11 protein-coding genes are annotated in these 18124 nt (G+C 66.9%); 7 read left to right on the top strand and 4 right to left on the bottom strand.

Annotated features, from left to right (window positions below; genetic code table 11):
- The 4 genes from AC1DYX_RS15190 to AC1DYX_RS15175 form a co-directional block, all read left to right on the top strand.
- The coding region (locus AC1DYX_RS15190; protein WP_477260168.1) for a beta strand repeat-containing protein at window positions 1–2433 on the top strand (2433 nt) is incomplete at its 5' end.
- Window positions 2434–2655: 222 nt separating this feature from the next.
- Entirely contained in the window at window positions 2656–4764 is a 2109-nt protein-coding gene (locus tag AC1DYX_RS15185; protein WP_477260166.1) for a peptidase domain-containing ABC transporter, read from the top strand.
- Complete coding sequence (locus tag AC1DYX_RS15180; RefSeq protein ID WP_477260164.1) at window positions 4761–6092, top strand: HlyD family type I secretion periplasmic adaptor subunit; 1332 nt, start codon at window positions 4761–4763, stop codon at window positions 6090–6092. Before AC1DYX_RS15185 ends, AC1DYX_RS15180 begins: the two co-directional genes overlap by 4 nt.
- 4 nt (window positions 6093–6096) lie before the next feature.
- Window positions 6097–7407: a hypothetical protein gene (locus AC1DYX_RS15175; protein WP_477260162.1), complete on the top strand. Its 1311-nt coding sequence runs from the start codon at window positions 6097–6099 to the stop codon at window positions 7405–7407.
- Between the two features lie 12 nt (window positions 7408–7419).
- On the opposite strand, the gene AC1DYX_RS15170 is transcribed toward AC1DYX_RS15175, so the two are convergent.
- Genes AC1DYX_RS15170 through AC1DYX_RS15160 form a run of 3 tightly spaced genes read right to left on the bottom strand, consistent with a single transcriptional unit; the run spans window position 7420 to window position 10325 of the window.
- Window positions 7420–8289 carry a hypothetical protein gene (locus AC1DYX_RS15170; protein WP_477260160.1) on the bottom strand — a complete coding sequence of 290 codons (870 nt, stop codon included), beginning with the start codon at window positions 8287–8289 and terminating at the stop codon, window positions 7420–7422.
- Between the two features lie 33 nt (window positions 8290–8322).
- The gene (locus tag AC1DYX_RS15165; RefSeq protein WP_477260158.1) at window positions 8323–9432 is read right to left on the bottom strand and encodes a DegT/DnrJ/EryC1/StrS family aminotransferase; all 1110 of its coding nucleotides are present in this window, start codon (window positions 9430–9432) and stop codon (window positions 8323–8325) included.
- Entirely contained in the window at window positions 9429–10325 is an 897-nt protein-coding gene (locus AC1DYX_RS15160) for a WxcM-like domain-containing protein (RefSeq protein ID WP_477260156.1), read from the bottom strand. Before AC1DYX_RS15160 ends, AC1DYX_RS15165 begins: the two co-directional genes overlap by 4 nt.
- A 201-nt stretch (window positions 10326–10526) precedes the next feature.
- Between AC1DYX_RS15160 and AC1DYX_RS15155 the strand changes: the two genes are divergently transcribed.
- Entirely contained in the window at window positions 10527–11111 is a 585-nt protein-coding gene (locus AC1DYX_RS15155) for a GNAT family N-acetyltransferase (RefSeq protein ID WP_477260154.1), read from the top strand.
- A 15-nt stretch (window positions 11112–11126) separates the two neighbouring features.
- On the opposite strand, the gene AC1DYX_RS15150 is transcribed toward AC1DYX_RS15155, so the two are convergent.
- Entirely contained in the window at window positions 11127–13628 is a 2502-nt protein-coding gene (locus tag AC1DYX_RS15150; RefSeq protein WP_477260152.1) for an O-linked N-acetylglucosamine transferase, SPINDLY family protein, read from the bottom strand.
- A 491-nt stretch (window positions 13629–14119) separates the two neighbouring features.
- On the opposite strand from AC1DYX_RS15150, the gene AC1DYX_RS15145 reads away from it, so the two are divergent.
- On the top strand, window positions 14120–14902 hold the full coding sequence (locus AC1DYX_RS15145) for an NF038120 family PEP-CTERM protein (RefSeq protein WP_477260150.1): 783 nt from the start codon (window positions 14120–14122) through the stop codon (window positions 14900–14902).
- A 16-nt stretch (window positions 14903–14918) separates the two neighbouring features.
- Window positions 14919–18071, top strand: a complete 3153-nt coding sequence (locus AC1DYX_RS15140) for a S8 family serine peptidase (RefSeq protein ID WP_477260148.1) — start codon at window positions 14919–14921, stop codon at window positions 18069–18071.
- The last annotated feature ends 53 nt before the right edge of the window (window positions 18072–18124 follow it).

Below are 18124 nucleotides of genomic sequence, written 5' to 3'. Positions count from 1 at the left end.
CAGTTCGCATCGCTGACGACCGCSCAGGTYGCCGCGCTGACGACCAGCCAGGTCGCCAACGGCCTGACGACCGACCAGATCGTYGCCCTGACGACGGCCCAGGCYGCCGCSCTGACGACSGCSCAGACCGCCGCGCTGACGACCGCCSAGGTCGCCGCGCTGGAAACGGCCGACTTCGCCGCGATGAAGACGAGCCAGGTTGCCGCGCTGACGACGAACCAGGTCGCCAACGGCCTGACGACCGACCAGATCGTCGCCCTGACGACGGCCCAGGCCGCCGCGCTGACGACGAACCAGATCGCCAACGGCCTGACGACCGACCAGGTCGCCGCGCTGGAAACGGCCGACCTGGCGGCACTGACGACGGCCCAGGTTGCCGCCCTGACGACGAGCCAGATCTCGGCCGGCCTGTCGACGGCGCAGCTCGTGTCGCTGACGACCGCGCAGATCGCCGCGCTGACGACCAGCCAGGTCGCCAACGGCCTGACGACCGATCAGATCGTCGCGCTGACCACGGCCCAGGCCGGTGCCCTGACGACCGCGCAGACCGCCGCGCTGACGACCGCCCAGGTCGCCGCGCTGGAAACGGCCGACTTCGCCGCCATGAAGACGAGCCAGGTTGCCGCGCTGACGACGAACCAGGTCGCCAACGGCCTGACGACCGACCAGATCGTCGCCCTGACCACGGCCCAGGCGTCCGCCCTGACGACGAGCCAGATCGCCAACGGTCTGACGACGGCCCAGGTGGCTGCGCTGGAAACGGCTGATCTGGTGGCACTCAAGACGAACCAGATCGCCGCGCTGACGACGGCGCAGATCTCGGCCGGCCTGTCGACGGCACAGTTCGTGTCGCTGACGACCGCCCAGGTCGCCGCGCTGACGACCGCCCAGGTGGCGAATGGCCTGACGACCGACCAGATCGTCGCGCTGACGACGGCCCAGGCATCCGCCCTGACGACGGCCCAGACCGCCGCGTTGACGACGGACCAGGTCGTCGCGCTGGAAACGGCCGATTTCGCCGCGATGAAGACGAGCCAGGTTGCTGCGCTGACGACCAGCCAGGTCGCCAGCGGCCTGACGACCGACCAGATCGTCGCCCTGACGACGGCCCAGGCCGCCGCCCTGACGACGGCCCAGGTGGGCGTCCTGACGACGGACCAGGTGGCTGCGCTGGAAACGGCCGACCTGGTGGCGCTGAAGACGAGCCAGGTCGCGGCACTGACGACGAGCCAGATCTCGACCGGCCTCTCGACCAGCCAGTTCGCGACGCTGACCACGGCCCAGGTCGCCGCGCTGACGACCAACCAGGTGGCGAATGGCCTGACGACCGACCAGATCGTCGCGCTGTCCACCGCCCAGGTCCAGGCGCTGACGACCAGCCAGCTGGTGTCCCTGACGACCAGCCAGGTGGCCGCGCTGGAGACCACCGACCTCGCCGCGATGAAGACGAGCCAGATCGCCGCGCTGACGACGAACCAGATCGCCAACGGCCTGACGACGGACCAGGTATTCGCGCTGACGACGGCCCAGGTCGAAGCCCTCACTTCGGCCCAGGTCGCCGCGATGTCGACGGACCAGATCCAGCAGCTCCACATCGGCAGCCCGATCGTGCTGGACCTGAACGGCGACGGCGTCCACACGACGAGCATCCAGCAGGGTGTGCAGTTCGACCTGTTCGGCACCGGCAACAAGGTGACGACGGGCTGGGTGGATGGCACGGACGGCCTGCTGGCACTGGATCGCAACGGCAACGGCACGATCGACAGCGGCGCCGAACTGTTCGGTACTGCCACGAAGCTGGCGAATGGCCAGAACGCATCCAACGGCTATGAAGCACTGGCCCAGATGGATGCCAACGGCGACGGCGTGATCGATTCGAAGGATGCCGCGTACAGCCAGCTGAAGGTGTGGGTCGATGCGAACGGCGACGGCGTCAGCCAGTCGGGCGAGCTGAAGAGCCTTGCTTCGCTGGACATCGCAAGCATCGGCGTCAACGGCGACAAGACCTCGGCCAAGGACAACGGCAACTGGATCGGCATGCAGTCGACCATGACGAAGACCGACGGCTCCACGGCCGCCACGGCCGACGTCTGGTTCACCGCCGACAAGACGGCAGGCGAAGCTGCGGCCACGGCCAACACCGACACCCTGCGCGGCAAGGTGGGCAGCCTGGTGCAGGCGATGGCGGCCTTCAACGCCGTCGACACCGGCGCAGCGGCCGGCGGCCTGACGCTGCCGGACCTGTCCGGCGGTACGCAGACCGGTCTGCTGGCCTCGGTCGGCAGCATGGTCGACGTGATGAAGCAGTTCGACGCCAACGGCAACCAGGTCGTCGGCACGAATGCGACGCTGGCATCGACGGCCGAATCGCTGGCCAAGTCGATCACCACGCCGCAGGACTCGGGCTTCCTCGCCACCGGCGGCCACAAGTAATGTCACAGGGGCCGGTTCGCGCCGGCCCCGCCGTGTCAGCAAAAAGGCAAGACCCTTATCGGTCTTGCCTTTTTTTGCGTTCAAAATACGACAAACGAAGAACAAAGGGCTTAACACAGTGCTGTTCAGCAACAATTCTGTCGAACAACAAGGTAATCTCTCGGTCTGCCGCCTTCCGTATCTATTAGTTTCCTAATGGCCGAAAAATTTCTCCATACAACTTTGCAATGCCTGACTGCCATCGCGCAGCACCATGGCCTGCAAGTGAACCCGGAACGCCTGATCCACGACTATGCGTTGACCGCAGAAGAGCCGTCGTCCGCGATGCTGCTGGGGATGGCGTCGAGCATCGGCCTGAAGGCCAGGCTGCGCCAGCTGACGGTCGATAAACTGCTGGGGCAGAAGGGCGTGTTCCCGCTGCTCGCGCGCATGAAGGACGGCAACAGCATGATCGTCGTCGGTGCCCGCGGCGACGACGGCGGCGTGCTCGCCGTGCTCGATCCGCTCGGCGACCTGGGCAGCGTCAAGATGCTGGAACCGTCCGCGTTCCAGGCCCTGTGGAGCGGCGAAGTCCTGTTCCTCAAGCGCACCTCGACGCTGACGGACACCCGCCAGCCGTTCGGCCTGCGCTGGTTCATTCCCGAGATCCTGCAGCAGAAGGCCGCGTTCCGCGACATCGCCATCGCCGCGATGGCCATGAACGTCCTCGGCCTCGCGTCGCCGATCTTTTTCCAGCTCGTCATCGACAAGGTGCTCGTGCACCACAGCGTATCGACGTTGTGGGTGCTGGCGGCCGGCATCGTCATCGCGCTGCTGTTCGAATCCACGTTCGGCTTCATGCGCCGGATGCTGACCTTGTGGGGCACCAACAAGATCGACATCCGCCTCACGCGGCGCACGTTCGCGCAGCTGTTGTCGCTGCCCATCGATTACTTCGAGACCACGTCCGCGGGCGTGGTCGTGCGCCACATGCAGCAGATGGAAAAGATCCGCAACTTCCTCACGGGACGGATGTTCTCCACGGCGCTCGACCTGACGGCGCTGTTCATCCTGCTGCCCATCCTGTTCAGCTATTCGATCAAGCTGGCGATGATCGTGCTGCTGTTCACCCTCATCATCAGCGCCATCGTCGCCATCCTCGTGCCCACGTTCCAGCGCCGCCTGAACGACCTGTACACGGCCGAGGGCGAGCGCCAGGCGCTCATGGTGGAGACGATCCACGGCATGCGCACCGTCAAGGCGCTGGCCATCGAGCCGATGCAGCGCCGCGCCTGGGACCAGCGCTCGGCCAATGCGCTGACCCAGCATTTCCGCGTGGGCCAGATCTCCATCGCGGGCAATGCCGTCACTGACTTCCTCGGCAAGCTGCTGCCGGTCGTGATCATCGTCATCGGCGCCCAGGACGTGTTCGACCAGACCCTGTCCGTCGGCGCCCTGATCGCCTTCCAGATGCTGTCCGGCCGCGTCAGCAGCCCGCTGATCGCGCTCGTGGGCCTCGTCAACGAATACCAGGAAACGGCGCTGTCCGTGCGCATGCTGGGCGAGGTCATGAACCGCGCGCCGGAAGGCCGCAGCGGCGGCCTGCGCCCCGAGTTGCGCGGCAATATTACGTTCGACAACGTTGTGTTCCGCTACCCGGGCGCGCAGAACAATGCGCTCGATCGCGCCACCTTCGAGATCAAGGAAGGCAGCGTGATCGGCATCGTGGGCCGCAGCGGCTCGGGCAAGACGACGATCACCAAGGTCATCCACGGCCTGTACCGGATCCAGGAAGGCATCGTCCGCTTCGACGGCTACGACGCCCGCGAGATCGATTTGTCGCACCTGCGGCGCCAGGTCGGCGTCGTGTTGCAGGAAAATTTCCTGTTCCACGGCACCGTACGCGAGAACATCGCCGCCACGATGCCCGAGGCCGGCTTCGAGGAGATCGTCGAAGCCGCCAGAGCCGCCGGCGCCGACGAGTTCATCGAGCGCATGCCGCAGGGCTATGACACGATGCTGGAAGAAAACGCGTCGAACCTGTCCGGCGGCCAGAAGCAGCGCCTGTCGATCGCCCGCGCGCTGCTGGCCAAGCCGCGCATCCTCGTGCTGGACGAAGCGGCCAGCGCGCTCGACCCGGAAAGCGAAGCCATCTTCATCAACAACCTGTCGCGCATCGCCGTCGGCCGCACCGTGATCATGGTGTCGCACCGCCTGTCGACGCTGGTCAATGCCGATTCCATCCTGGTCATGCAGCGTGGTCAGCTGATGGACGCGGGCCGTCACGAAGAACTCCTGACGCGCTGCTCTACCTACATTCAATTATGGAACCAGCAAACAAGTCATCTGTGACCGCGGCGGACCCGACCGACATCGAGTTCCTGCCCGACGCCGACGAGATCGAGCGCCGGCCGCTGCCGCCGTATGCCCGCATCACGGTGCATGCGCTGGCGGCGATGCTGGTGTGCTTCCTCGTCTGGTCGAGCTTCGCCGAGATCGACGAGGTCGTGAAGGCGCAGGGCCGCCTGACGACGCCGTTGTCGAACATCGTCGTGCAGCCGATCGAGACCTCGATCATCCGTTCGATCGACGTGCGCATCGGCCAGGTCGTCAGGAAGGGCGAACGCCTCGCCACCCTGGACCCGACGGACGCCGACGCCGACCAGGCCCAGTTGCGCCTGAAGTTCGACAGCCTGGACACGCAGGTGAAGCGCCTCGAGGCCGAACTGACCGGCAAGACGACGCCGGCGGAAAGCGGCCAGGTGTCGGCCGACACCCAGCTGCAGGACAAGCTGGCCGGCGAGCGCCGCGCCAACTTCGCGGCCCAGGTCACGCGCCTGAACGAGAACATCGCCAAGACCCGCGCCGCGCTGGACACGAATTTGCGCGACCAGCAGGTGCTGGGCGACCGCACCAGGTCGCTGCGCGAAGTGGAGAGCATGCAGGAACGCCTCGTCGACCAGAAATTCGGCGCCAAGGTCAACCTGCTGGACGCGCGCAACAAGCGCATGGAAGTGGAACGCGACTACACGCTGGCGAAGAACCAGGAGCCGCAGATCCGGCGCGAGCTGGCCGGCATGGAGGCCGAGAAGCAGGCCTTCGTGAACGGCTGGCGCCAGAAGATCATGGAAGACATGCTGAACCTCACGCGCGAGCGCGATGCGACGGCCGAGCAGATCAAGAAGGGCACGCTGCGCCGCGACAAGGTCGTGCTGACGGCGCCGGCCGACGCCATGGTGCAGGACATCGCCAAGCTGTCGCAGGGCTCCGTCGCCCAGGCCGCCGAGAAGCTGTTCACGCTCGTGCCGCTCGGTACGGCGCTGGATGCCGAGGTGCAGATCGATTCGCTCGACGTCGGCCATGTGAAACCGGGCGACAAGGTGCACATCAAGCTCGACGCATTCCCGTTCCAGAAGCACGGCACGCTGGAGGCGAAGGTGCGCACGCTGTCCGAGGATGCGTTCAAGCGCGACACGACCAATATGGCAACGGGCACGGATGCCTATTACGTCAGCCGCGTCGACCTGGGCGCCAGCCGGCTGAAGAACATGGATCCGCACGCGCGCCTGCTGCCGGGCATGACCCTGACGGCCGAGATCGTCGTCGGCAAGCGCACCGTGTTGTCGTATCTATTGTGGCCCCTGACGAAGGGCCTGGACGAAGCCATTCGGGAACCGTAACACCATGATCATTCAACGGGAAGGACTGGACGCCCTGTTCCAGGACGAGAACCTGACGCCGGCGCTGGCCGACACACTGGCGCCGCAGGCCGTCCTGATGATCGCTTTCCAGCACGTGCGCGCGACGTTCCTGCACGAGCTGTTCGACACGAAGGCGCTGTATTATCCGCAACTCGACGCGATCCTCGAGCGCCTGAGCGAGCGGATGTATGCCGATACGCCGGCGTGGGCGCCGGGCAGCGGCCTGCAGCTGATCATCGGATCGCAGTTCTTCAACGTCGGCGGGCATAGCCGGGTCGCCAAGAATTTCGCCCAGCTCGCGCCGCGCAACGTCGTCATCGTCACCGACCCGTTCGACCAGCAGACACCCGACGAGCGGCGCGAGATGCAGGCATTCTTCGCGCCGCTGCCTGTGCTGTTCCTGCCGCCCGGCGACCTCGCGTTCAAGGCGGACTTCCTGCGCACGCTGATCCTGCAGCTGCGCCCCGACTACACGAGCGTGTTCAACCACCACGTCGATCCGATCCCCGTCGTGGCGACGGCCGCGGCACCGGTGCCGCGCCGGATCTTTTATCACCACTGCGACTACCAGCCTTCGCTGGGCGCGAGCATGAAGGGATACGCGCACATCGACATCAACGCGGAAGGCGGGCGGTTGTGCGGCGCGCACTGCGGCTCCGGCGTGCACGTGCTGGACCTGCACGACGCGCAGGTGGCCGAACCGGCCCGCATGCCGCAGCGCGTCGCGGGCCGGCCGCTGAATACCGTCAGCGCGGGCAGCTCCGGCAAGTACGATTTCGCCGGCGACTTCGCGCCGCTGTCGTATCCGCACGTCGTGGCCGCGCTGCTGCAGTCCGGCGCCGGCGTGCACCATCATTTCGGCAAACTGCCGGACCCGTACCTCGACCTCGTCCGGACCCTGCTGGCGAAGAGCGACATCGATCCCGCGCGCTTCGTCTACCACGGCAACGTGCCGTCGGTGCAGCGCGCGCTGCTGGCGATCGAGAACCCGGTCTACGTGCCGAGTTTCCCGGTCGGCGGCGCCCTGGTGGCCGTGGAAGTGAAGAGCGCCGGGGTGCCCGTGCTGCTCAACACGAATGCGAAGCCGACGGACAGCTACGATTTCCTGACTGCGTCGCACGTCTCGATGATGCCCGAGCGGCACCTGACGTTCACCACGCTCGCCGACATCGCGCCCGCGCTGCGCGCCATCGACGCGGACTACGAGGGCTTTTCGCGCTCCAGCAACGCCGGCTTCGAACAGCGCCATTCGCGCGCGTCGTTCCTGGCCGGCCTGGAACGGCTCAGGGTCTGAGCCGCCTGCGGTTCAACCGGCGCGCAGCCGGTTGCGGACCGCGCCGAAGGCTTCCATGTATTCGGCGAAGCCCTGTTCGCGCATCGCGATCTTGAGCGCGTCGCTGATCACCGCATCCAGTTTCTGTTCGCCCAGCCGGGTGGCCGACCAGGCGAGACGGAAGGTGTCGTAGGCGCGCACTTTCCAGCCCGGTTCGATCGTCAGCAGCAGCGACGCGATGCGCTCCATCAGGAACACCTTGCGCTCGACGGCGCCGGGGTAGGTGGTCGCGTGGGTCAGCATCGTCCTGAGCGGCGTATCCGGGCCTTCGCAGATGGCGAACAGCTGTTCGTTGAGGTTCAGCCAGGCGCGCCAGAACGCGGGGCGGGCGACGATGAAATTGCTGAACACGATCTGGCGCGAATCCATCACCAGGTTCGCCACCGACAGCGGACGACCGGCGGCGGCCAGGAAGGCGTCGCTGGCCGCGTTGAAGCCCGGGTCGAACAACTCGTTCTGCTCGAAGACGCTGAGGAAGAAGCTGCCCATGTCCGCCTGGGGGCTGAACGTGAACACGTCGGTGTCCGCCGGCGCCGCCGCGACGAAATCGAGCACGGCCTGGTGCGACAGGCCCGTCTTGGACGCGAACTTCGGCGAAAAGAACCCGTAGTACGTGGCTTCGTCGAGCGGCTCGCCAAGCAGGAACCGGCGGATCGGCCAGTATTCGCGCCAGTCGTGGCGGGCGTCGACGCGGTTGTCCAGCACGCCGTAGGACGGTTCGATCCCGGCCAGCACCTCGTCGGACCAGGCGATCTGGAACAGCTCCGCCCGGCGCTCGCCCGCGGTGGTAAGGGTTGGCGCGCGCGCGGCGACGGAACTGGGTGATTGCGGCTGGACAGACATGGTCGGTACGGAATGGGTGACGGGAACAGTGAATCAGAGCGTGCCGGCCACGCGGCGCACGGCCTGCGCCACCTCGATGGCCTGCTCGCGCGTCATGGTCGGGCCCATCGGCAGGCTGAGCACCTCGCGGTGGATCGCCTCGGCGATCGGAAAGCGGCCATGCTCCAGACCCAGTTGCGCATAGGCCGCCTGCAGATGCGGCGCGATCGGATAATGGACCAGCGTACCGACGCCCAGGTCCGCCAGGCCGCGCGCCAGTTCGTCGCGGCGCGCGTGGCGCACGACGTACAGGTGCCAGACCGGGGCGGTCCAGGACGGAACGGCAGGCAGGGCCAGTCCCGGAATACCCGCCAGCTGCTCGTCGTAGACGGCGGCGATGGCCGCGCGCCGCGCATTCTGGCCGTCCAGTGCCGTCAGCTTGACGGACAGGATGGCGGCTTGCAGTTCGTCCAGGCGCGAATTGAAGCCGATAACTTCGTTGTGATACTTCTTCTGCGAGCCATAGTTGCGCAAGGTGCGCAGCTGTTGAGCCAGGGCGTCGTCGTCGGTCGTGATCGCGCCGGCATCGCCCAGCGCGCCCAGGTTCTTGCCGGGGTAGAAGCTGAAGGCGGCCGCATGGCCCAGCGCGCCGGCACGCCGGCCCTTGTAGGTCGCGCCATGGCCTTGCGCGCCGTCCTCGACCACCTTCAGGCCGTGGCGCGCGGCGATGTCCATCAGCGGGTTCATGTCGGCGCACTGGCCGTACAGGTGCACGGGCACGATGGCCTTCGTGCGCGGCGTGATCGCCGCTTCCACGCGTGCCGGGTCGAGGTTGTATGTGCCTTCGACCGGTTCCACCGGCACCGGGGTGGCGCCGCAGTGCGAGGCCGCGAGCCAGGTGGCGATATATGTGTTGCTGGGGACGATGACCTCGTCGCCCGGACCCACACCCCAGGCCTTCAGTACGAGGAAGATTGCATCCAGGCCGTTGGCGACGCCGATCGCGTGGCGGGTGCCGCAATAAGCGGCCCAGGCCTGCTCGAACGCCTCGACTTCCTTGCCCAGGATGTACCAGCCGGACTGCAGCACGCGCTGCATTGCCTGTTCGATCTCTTCCTGCTGGGCGAGATTGATGGCTTTCAGGTCGAGGAATGGAATGCTCATGCGTGCTCCGGGGTAGGGGCCCCGCCATCGATGCGGCGCTTGGCGGCGACGAATTCGTCGTAATCGCGGATGTAATCGTCCGCTTCGTAGTAGTCGGAGGCGAACACCATCATCACGGCGTCGCTGGAGTATTTATACTGGATGCCCCAGGTCATGGGCGGCAGGTACAGCCCGACGTCGGGCGTGTCCAGCGGCGCTTCCACGCGCGACTTCAGATCGTCGACGACGACGGCGCAACTGCCCTTCACGCAGACGAGAAACTGGTGGCACCGGTAGTGCGCATGCTCGCCGCGGACCTTGTCGTTGGGGACGTTCATGACGAGGAAGTAGCGCTTTGGCACGAACGGGATCTCGCGCGCGAACTCGCCCACGGACAGATCGCCGCGCGGATCTCGCACGTACTTGAAGCGGTGCAGGGTCACGTCGCCCACGCCCAGGCGCACGATGGACGGCGTCTTCGGCAGGGTGGCGACGCTGTGCAGTTCGATCTCGGCCGGCCTGCCGGCCTGCTGCACATAGTTCACCACACGGGCGGGTGAGCCGGCCACGATCGCGTAGGGCGGCACGTTCTGCGCGACGACCGCACCTGCCACCACCTCGGCACCCTGGCCGATGCGCACGCCACGGCAGATCAGCGCGCCCGCGCCGACGCGCGTGCCGGCGCCGACCACCACGTCGCTCGTGCGTCCGTCTTCCGGCGCTTCGATGGTGACGCCGGGGCCCAGGTCGACGCCGTCCTGCAGGCGGACACCGTCCCAGACCTGGGTGAAGCCGCGCACGTGGCAGCCCGCGCCGATCTCGGCGCCGGGATAGACTACGACAAAATCGCCCAGTTGCGCGTCAGCGGCGACGCTGGCGCCATCGTGGACTCGGGCAGTGGATGAACGGGACATGGATGCTCCTGCAACGTTGGAACCCGGCCCGCGCGCGGCGCTTTCCGGGGAAGCGTAATCATACTCTGTCGCTGTAGACACGGGCGAGAAATGTGGCCCGTGAGCAACTAAAAGTCGACCGCGGCGAATACCACGTTTTCATCGCGGCAAGCCGGGCGCGGCGTGTTATCCTGCCTCGCCCGACCGCAATCAGGAATGCCCATGAGCGACCAACCGATCATCCGCCCCGCCGCCGCCCTCATCGGCAACAAACTGGTGTTGCGCGACGTCGAGCGGGCCGATGCCGCCTACATCCTTGCGCTGCGGCTCGACCCGAAGAAAAGCGCGCACCTGTCCTCGGTCGACCCCGACGTCGCCAGGCAGGAAGCGTGGATAGAGCGCTACCGGGCCGGCAGCGGCCAGGCCTATTTCATCATCTGTCTCAAGGACGACCAGGGCGGCGCCGGTGAACCGGTCGGCACGGTCAGACTGTACAACGCGATCGGCGACAGTTTCTCGTGGGGCAGCTGGATCGTCGCTGATGGCGCGCCGGCCTGGGTGGCGATCGAGTCGGCACTGATCGTCTATCGCTATGCACTCGACCATCTCGGCTTCCGGGATGCGCACTTCGAAGTCAACCGCGACAACCGCAGCGTGTGGGCGTTCCACGAACGCTTCGGCGCGCGCCGCGCGGCGGAAGACGAGGTCGAATACCGGTTCGAACTGGACCACGACGCGATCCGCGCCGCGTTGCAGCGCTATGCGCGCTATCTGCCGGAACCGGTCAAGGCCGTGCCGCGCACCTGACGCCGGGCGCAGGCCTTATGCAGCGATGGCACGTACCAGGTATTGGTAAGGCAGGGCATCCTGCACGGCCAGTTCGGGATCGGCCCCGGTGGCTGCGGCCAGGGAGCGGATCGCACCCAGCACGGCCGGCGGCGGCTGGTGGGCGTTCACGATGCTCATGGCGACGAGGGAAAAGCCGCATTCCTGCAGCAGCGCGGCGAGCGATGCGCGCGTGAACAGGTGCAGGTTGCGGCGGTCCGGCACGCCGCCGGCCTGGTAGTTCAGGTTGCCGGCCGCGAGCAGCGCCTGCACCAGCCAGTGCTGGCCGTTGTTGATGCAGGCGACCAGTTCCACCGGGCCGTTCGCCTGGCGGCGCAGGCGCGCGAGGAAGGCCCACGGATCGCGCAGGCGTTCCAGCGTTTCCGGGAACAGCCAGCATTGGGCGGCGGCCAACTGCTGCCAGTCGGCGTCCGTGAGTTGTTCGGGGTCGCACTCGACGGCGCCGGTGCTCCAGCCGGCGGCGGCACCGACGGTGGCGCTGATGGCAATGTAGTGCGAATTTGGCACGCGCGCGCGCCACGCCTGCGCCAGCGTCGCGCCGCCCACTTCGACGATGCTGTGCATCCCGGGGCGCAGCAGCGACAGCATGCTGTCCTGTTGCAGGGTCAGTTGCGCGGGCGCCGGCACGTCCTGCAGGCGCGCACGTTGCGGCTCATCCGAAAGTTCGACGCCGGCCGGGCGCCTGACGACGGAGGCCAGCAGGTCTTCGTAGTCGCGCACGAAGCGGGGCGTGTCGAACAGCGGGCTCGTGTCGCGGTTGGCGGCCAGGCGCTCGCGCAGCGTGGTCATGCGCGGGCGGTCGTTGCCGAGGGCGATGGCCAGCGCCTCGTAGTCGTGCAGCGTGTGCGTGACGAGTTCCGGCAGGCCGACGGCGTTCAGCAGGCTGCCGGCCATGCGCGAGCAGAAGGTCTGGCCGGTCCAGGTCAGCACGGGCAGGCCGGCCCACAGGGCGTCGCTGGCGGTGGTGCCGCCATTGAACGGATTGGTGTCGAGAAACAGGTCGGCCAGGCGGAAGCGGGCCAGGTAGTCGGCCGGCGCCACGCGCGCCGCGAACAGCAGGCGCGAGCCCGCCACGCCGCGCGCCTCGGCCTCGCGCACGAGGTTGGCGCGGGTGGCGTCGCTGTCGGCCACGATCCACAGCACGCCGTGCGGCACCTGTTGCAGGATGCGCATCCAGCTGTCGAACACCTCGGGCGTGAACTTGAAATTGCTGTTGAACGAGCAGAACACGAACGCGTCGTCCGGCAGGCCGCTCGCGGCGCGCGTGGGCGTGGGGCCGATGGCGCGGCGGCGGTCGTTGATCTGGAACGTGTGCGGCATGCGCAGCGGCTTCTCGGTAAAGTGCGCTTCCAGCGCGGGTGGCAGCACGAAATCGTCGGCCACCACGTAGTCGATGCCGGGCACCGCCGTCGGGCCGGGAAAGCCCAGCCACGTCAGCTGCACGGGGGCGGGGCGCCAGCCGAGGATGTCGGCGCGCGCGCCCAGCGTGAGGCCGTGCAGGTCGACGAGGACGTCGATCTCGTGCGAGCGGATGCAGCGCGCCGCTTCCTCGTCCGTCATGCGGTCGATGCGGATATAGTGGTCCATCGCGCCCACCACGCGCGCGCGCAGCGGCGAATTGTCCTCGCGGCTCCAGGAGAACGCATAGACGTCGACGCGGCTGCGGTCGTGCAGTTCGTACAGTTCGGCCGTCAGGATCGCCACCGCGTGCGAGCACAGGTCGGAAGACAGGTAGCCGATGCGGATGCGCTTGTGGGCATAGCCCTCGGGGGGCGCCAGCTGTTCCGGCGCCGCGTGCACCTTGCGCTCGACGAAATGGCGCGACGCGGCCAGTTGCTCGGCCGGATCGGGCGACGCGCCCAGCATCGCGAGTGCCGACGTGTGGCGGCGTTGTTCTTCCACCGTGACGCCGGCAAAGGCTGCATAAACCGGCCACACGCACAGCTTCTGGCGCAGGTGCACCCAGTGCGTGATGACCTTGGGCTGGTCGGCATCGAGTTCCAGGCTGCGCGTCAGGTAGTCCAGCGCTTCCGGCAGGCGCTTGCGGATCTCGCACAGGCGGCCCAGGTTGTTCAGGGCCTGCACCTGCAGTGCCGGTTTCGACGCCAGGTCCGGGATGTCCGTGAGGATGCCCTGCCACGCGGCCAGCGCGGCGTCCTGGCGGTTCATGCGCTCGTACAGGGTGCCGAGGTTCAGGCGCGCTTCGATGAATGCGGGGGCGAGGGCGATGGCCTTGAGGTAGTCGCGTTCGGCACCGGCATCGTCGCCCACGTTGCCGCGCGCGACGGCGAGGTTGAAGCAGGCTGCGTAAGCCGCGGGCGACGCCGTGTGTGCGATCCATGTTTCGTACAACCGGATGGCTTCCTGGGGCAGGCCCAGCTCGACCATTGTCTGCGCTCCCTGAAACAGTTCGCCAAGCGGCAACACGCCGCGTTCGGCCTGGCGGAACAAAGCATCGGTGTGCGCGGGAACGTTCATCCTGGATGGGTCTCTCGAGTCGGCTTCAGGGAAGCGTAATCATACTCTGTAGATGATGCCCGAGCGAACGTTTGTGGCCTGTGAGCAACCAATTGGCGATGATGATTTGTGTCCAAGTTTTCAATCGAACATGAATTCGCACAAGGACGGAACCGATTGTTGTCACCCGAGGCAAGACACAAAGTTGCAATATTGCACTTGTTTCCATAAAGATATGTTGCGAAATAATTACCATGACCGGGACTGGATGTCGAGGAATATGGGATTCTGCAAGAAGTTGTAATTAAAAAACGACAACTTTTTGGTCTGCGGCATGGCGCGTTTCATAGGGAAATCCAAATATTGTTCAATTTCATATCTGCAAGACAATAGTTAATTTGGATAATTTTTTTTTATAAAAATTGTTTTCTTGCTAAAGTGAAAAATCGTGCAGTTGGTAAAAAAACACGAAAGCGCCTCATCCAATGGCGCTTCCACTTTAGGCGAGAGACATGACAAACAATCGAATTTCTTGCGTTGCACAGGCCCGACCCGGGCTGAACAAAATGGTCCTTGGCGTTATCGCAGCGCTTGCGCTGTCAGGGGCGGCCCCCGCCATGGCCACCGTGGTGAACTTTGAATCCCTGTCCCCGGATGCCATCTATGGCGGCGACGACACGCTGCTTGATGCCGGCTACACGCTGCGCGCGGTCGACAACCACGGCGGGCTCAGCGGCGCCGTCGGCCTGCTTGCCAACGGCATGGATCCGACCACCTGCTGGCTCGGCGGCTGCCCCACCAACGACACGAGTCATTTCTACGTCGGCCTGAACGATGGCGGCGTGACCTTCAAGAAAAGCGACGGCGGCTTCTTCAGCCTGCAAAGCCTCGATTATGGCTTCGTCGCCCCGTTCGGCGGCCGGCCCAATTTTTCTTATGGCCGCCTGATGTTGAGCGGACATCTCGCGAACGGCGGCGTCATCGACACCACGTTCGACTTTCCGGGCATGGACGACAGCGGCAATCCGCTGTTCGACACCGCCACCCCGGGTTCGGTCTTCGCCAACGCCACCCTGAACAGCCTGACGATCCGCGCCTGCCTGTTCGACGGCAATGGCGGCTGCACCGTCGCGCAGGACTGGTCCGATCCGTCGATCTACCAGGCGCAATTCGCCATCGACAACGTCAACCTGACCACGGTGCCGGAGCCGGGCAGCCTGGCGCTGCTGGGTCTCGGTGTCAGTGCGCTGGCGCTGCGCCGCCGCAAGGCCGCCGCCACGTCCAGCCGGGCCTGATCGAACGGAGCCGACCATGAAACTGCGTCCCATCACTTCGGCCGTCCTGTTCGCGCTGACCGTCGCCGCGGCCACCCATGCCTATGCCGACGGCGAAGTCCGCCGCTCCTACATCGTCCAGCTGGCCGACAAGCCGGTCGCCACCTACGACGGCAGCGTCAGCGGCCTGGCGGCCACCAAGCCGACGGCCGGACAGCGCCTGGACGTCGACGCGTCCAGCGTCCAGAACTACATCACCTACCTGGAGACGAAGCAGGCCGACGTCCTCGCCACCGTCAACCAGGCCCAGGTCACCAACGAATACAAGGTCGTCTTCAACGGCTTCTCGGCCATGCTGACCGATGACGAGGTCCGCGCCCTGAAGAAGAATCCCGGCGTCGCCAACATCGCGGCCGACTCGATCCTGCAGCTCGACACGAGCTATACCCCGACCTTCCTCGGCCTGGACAAGCCGGGCGGGTTGTGGGACCAGCTCGGCGGCCAGGACAAGGCCGGCGAGGGCATCATCATCGGCATCGTCGACGGGGGCATCTGGCCGGAACACGACAGCTTCGCCGACCGCGTCGACGGGAACGGCAACCCGAGCCGCAACGGCAGCACGCTCGCCTACGACTCGCCGCCGGCATCGTGGAAGGGCACGTGCCAGGTCGGCGAAGGTTTCAAGGCCAGCGACTGCAACAACAAGCTGATCGGCGCGCGCTGGTTCAAGCAGCCCACGCAGACGCTGCACTGGACCGAGTTCCTGTCGGCGCGCGATTCCGTCGCCGGCGCCGAAGGCCATGGCGGCCACGGCGACCACACGGCCAGCACGGCGGGCGGCAACGCCCACGTGTCGGCGAGCGCCAGCGGCGTGGGCCTGGGCAAGATCACCGGCATGGCGCCGCGCGCCCGCATTGCCGCGTACAAGGTCTGCTGGACCGACGGCGTGACCGGTGCGAACGGCTGCGCCACGTCGAATAGCGTGGCCGCGATCGAACAGGCCGTGAAGGATGGCGTGAACGTCATCAACTTCTCGATCGGTCCGAACGCCGGCGGCGGCGCGTTCAACGAACCGACCGAAGTCGCGTTCCTCGGCGCGGCGGCGGCCGGTGTGTTCGTGGCGGCATCGGCCGGCAACTCCGGCCCGGCCACCGCGCCCGTCGCCCACATCAGCCCCTGGCTGACGACGGTCGGCAATTCCACGCACAACCGCATCTATGTGGCCGACGCCGCACTGGGCAACGGTATCACCGTCACCGGTGCGTCCGGCAACGCCAACACGCCGTCGTCCCCGCTGATCCTGGCGCGCGATGCCGGCCTGCCCGGCGTCGATCCGGCCAGCGCCGACCTGAACCGCTGCTTCGGCCCGGCCGACAGCGTCGCCCCGCTGCTCGACCCGGCCAAGGTGACGGGCAAGATCCTCGTCTGCGACCGCGGCAGCAACGTCCTCGTCAACAAGAGCGCGAACGGCAAGACGGCGGGCGCCGTGGGCGTGATCATCGCCAACGTGGCGGGCGGTGCGACGACGATCCTGAACCAGGCCCACACCATCTCGACCGTCCACATCACGAAGGAAGACGGCGACAAGGTCAAGACCTATTACGCGGCGACGCCGGGCGCCACCGCGGCGCTGGACAACCTGCGCGGCATCGTCGATCCGAACGTGCAGGCGCCCGTGATGAACAACAGTTCGTCGCGCGGCCCGAACGTGGCCAACGCCAACATCATGAAGCCGGACGTGACGGCACCGGGCACGGACATCCTGGCCGCCGTCAGCGCCGACCTGACGAAGGCCCAGCGCGACGCCGTCGCCGCCGGCGAACCGGCACCGGCCAAGGACTTCGCGTTCTACACCGGCACGTCGATGGCCTCGCCGCACGTGGCAGGCATCGCCGCGCTGCTGAAACAGCGCCACCCGGACTGGAGCCCGGCCATGATCAAGTCGGCCCTCATGACGACGGCCTACGACACGTTCAGCGATGGCCTGAATGGTGCGGTCGCATGGGACGGCACGGCCAGGACCACCGGCACGCTGCCGTGGGGCCAGGGCGCGGGCCACGTGGCGCCGTCCGTCGCCGTCGACCCGGGTCTTGTGTACGACCTGGGCACGGTCGACTACGCACGCTTCCTGTGCGGCCTGGGCATCACGAACGTGTTCAGCCCCGGCACCTGCACGAACGTCGGCTCGATCCAGCCGTACGACCTGAACCTGCCGTCGCTGACGGCCGCCAGCGTGCTGGGCATCCAGACGCTGACCCGCACCGTCACCAACGTCGGCGGCGCGGCGGCGACGTATAACGCCACCGCGCAGCTGGCGGGCTTCGCGGTCGACGTGCAGCCGTCCACGCTCACGCTGGCGCCGGGCCAGAAGGGCACGTACACCGTGAAGCTGACCCGCACCAGCGCGCCGCTGAACACCTGGGTGTACGGCAGGCTGGCCTGGTCCGACGGCACGCACGCCGTGCGCAGCCCGCTGACGGTGCGCGCCGCCACGATCGCCGTGCCGGCCACGGTGGCGAGCGAAGCGGCGTCCGGCTCCAAGGTCATCACCATCGGCACCGGCTTCGGCGGCGCGATGACGACGGCCAAGTCCGGCCTGATCCCGGCGGCCGAGGCCACGGCGACGATCGTCAAGGCGCCGAACACGAGCAACAGCGTGTGCACGGGCGGCGGCGGCACGGGCGTGAACGTGCATGCGTTCACCATCCCGGCCGGCACCACCGTGGCCCGCTTCGCCCTGTACGACAGCGACACCGTCGGCGGCGCGCCGGGCGCGTCCGACCTCGACATGGTGGTGGTGCGCGGCACGACCGTCGTCGGCTCCAGCGGCACCGAGACCAGCAACGAGATGGTCACCCTGCGCAATCCGGTGGCGGGCGACTACAAGGTCTGCGTGGTCGGCTACGATCCGGCGGGCGGCAGCGCGAACTACAAGCTGTCCAGCTGGGTGCTGACCCCGGCCGCGACCGGCGGCAGCTTCAAGGTCATGGCGCCTGGCGCCGTGGCCTTGGGTGGCACCGCGTCGGTGGCGATCTCGTGGTCGGGCCTCGCGACCGGCAAGCGTCACCTGGGCTCGGTCAGCTACCTGACCGGTGGTAGCACAGTCGGCATGACGGTGGTGGAGGTCGACACGAGCGATCCGATCCCGCTGTTCCAGAACGCCTCCAACAAGCAGGCGAAGGTCGAGTAACGTCGGTTACCGTCCTGTTTCGGGCCGCCACAAGCGGCCCAATGACAAGGCCG

The sequence above is a fragment of the Massilia sp. P2_C2 genome (assembly GCF_056404615.1).
Note: the sequence above shows the minus strand (reverse complement) of the source record. Positions and strands in the feature narration are given on the sequence as shown.

Coding starts and splice junctions, on each gene's coding strand:
- AC1DYX_RS15165 (WP_477260158.1), bottom strand. CDS start 9,432: ATGAGCATTCCATTCCTCGACCTGAAAGCCATCAATCTCGCCCAGCAG.
- AC1DYX_RS15175 (WP_477260162.1), top strand. CDS start 6,097: ATGATCATTCAACGGGAAGGACTGGACGCCCTGTTCCAGGACGAGAAC.
- AC1DYX_RS15170 (WP_477260160.1), bottom strand. CDS start 8,289: ATGTCTGTCCAGCCGCAATCACCCAGTTCCGTCGCCGCGCGCGCGCCA.
- AC1DYX_RS15140 (WP_477260148.1), top strand. CDS start 14,919: ATGAAACTGCGTCCCATCACTTCGGCCGTCCTGTTCGCGCTGACCGTC.
- AC1DYX_RS15160 (WP_477260156.1), bottom strand. CDS start 10,325: ATGTCCCGTTCATCCACTGCCCGAGTCCACGATGGCGCCAGCGTCGCC.
- AC1DYX_RS15155 (WP_477260154.1), top strand. CDS start 10,527: ATGAGCGACCAACCGATCATCCGCCCCGCCGCCGCCCTCATCGGCAAC.
- AC1DYX_RS15150 (WP_477260152.1), bottom strand. CDS start 13,628: ATGAACGTTCCCGCGCACACCGATGCTTTGTTCCGCCAGGCCGAACGC.
- AC1DYX_RS15145 (WP_477260150.1), top strand. CDS start 14,120: ATGACAAACAATCGAATTTCTTGCGTTGCACAGGCCCGACCCGGGCTG.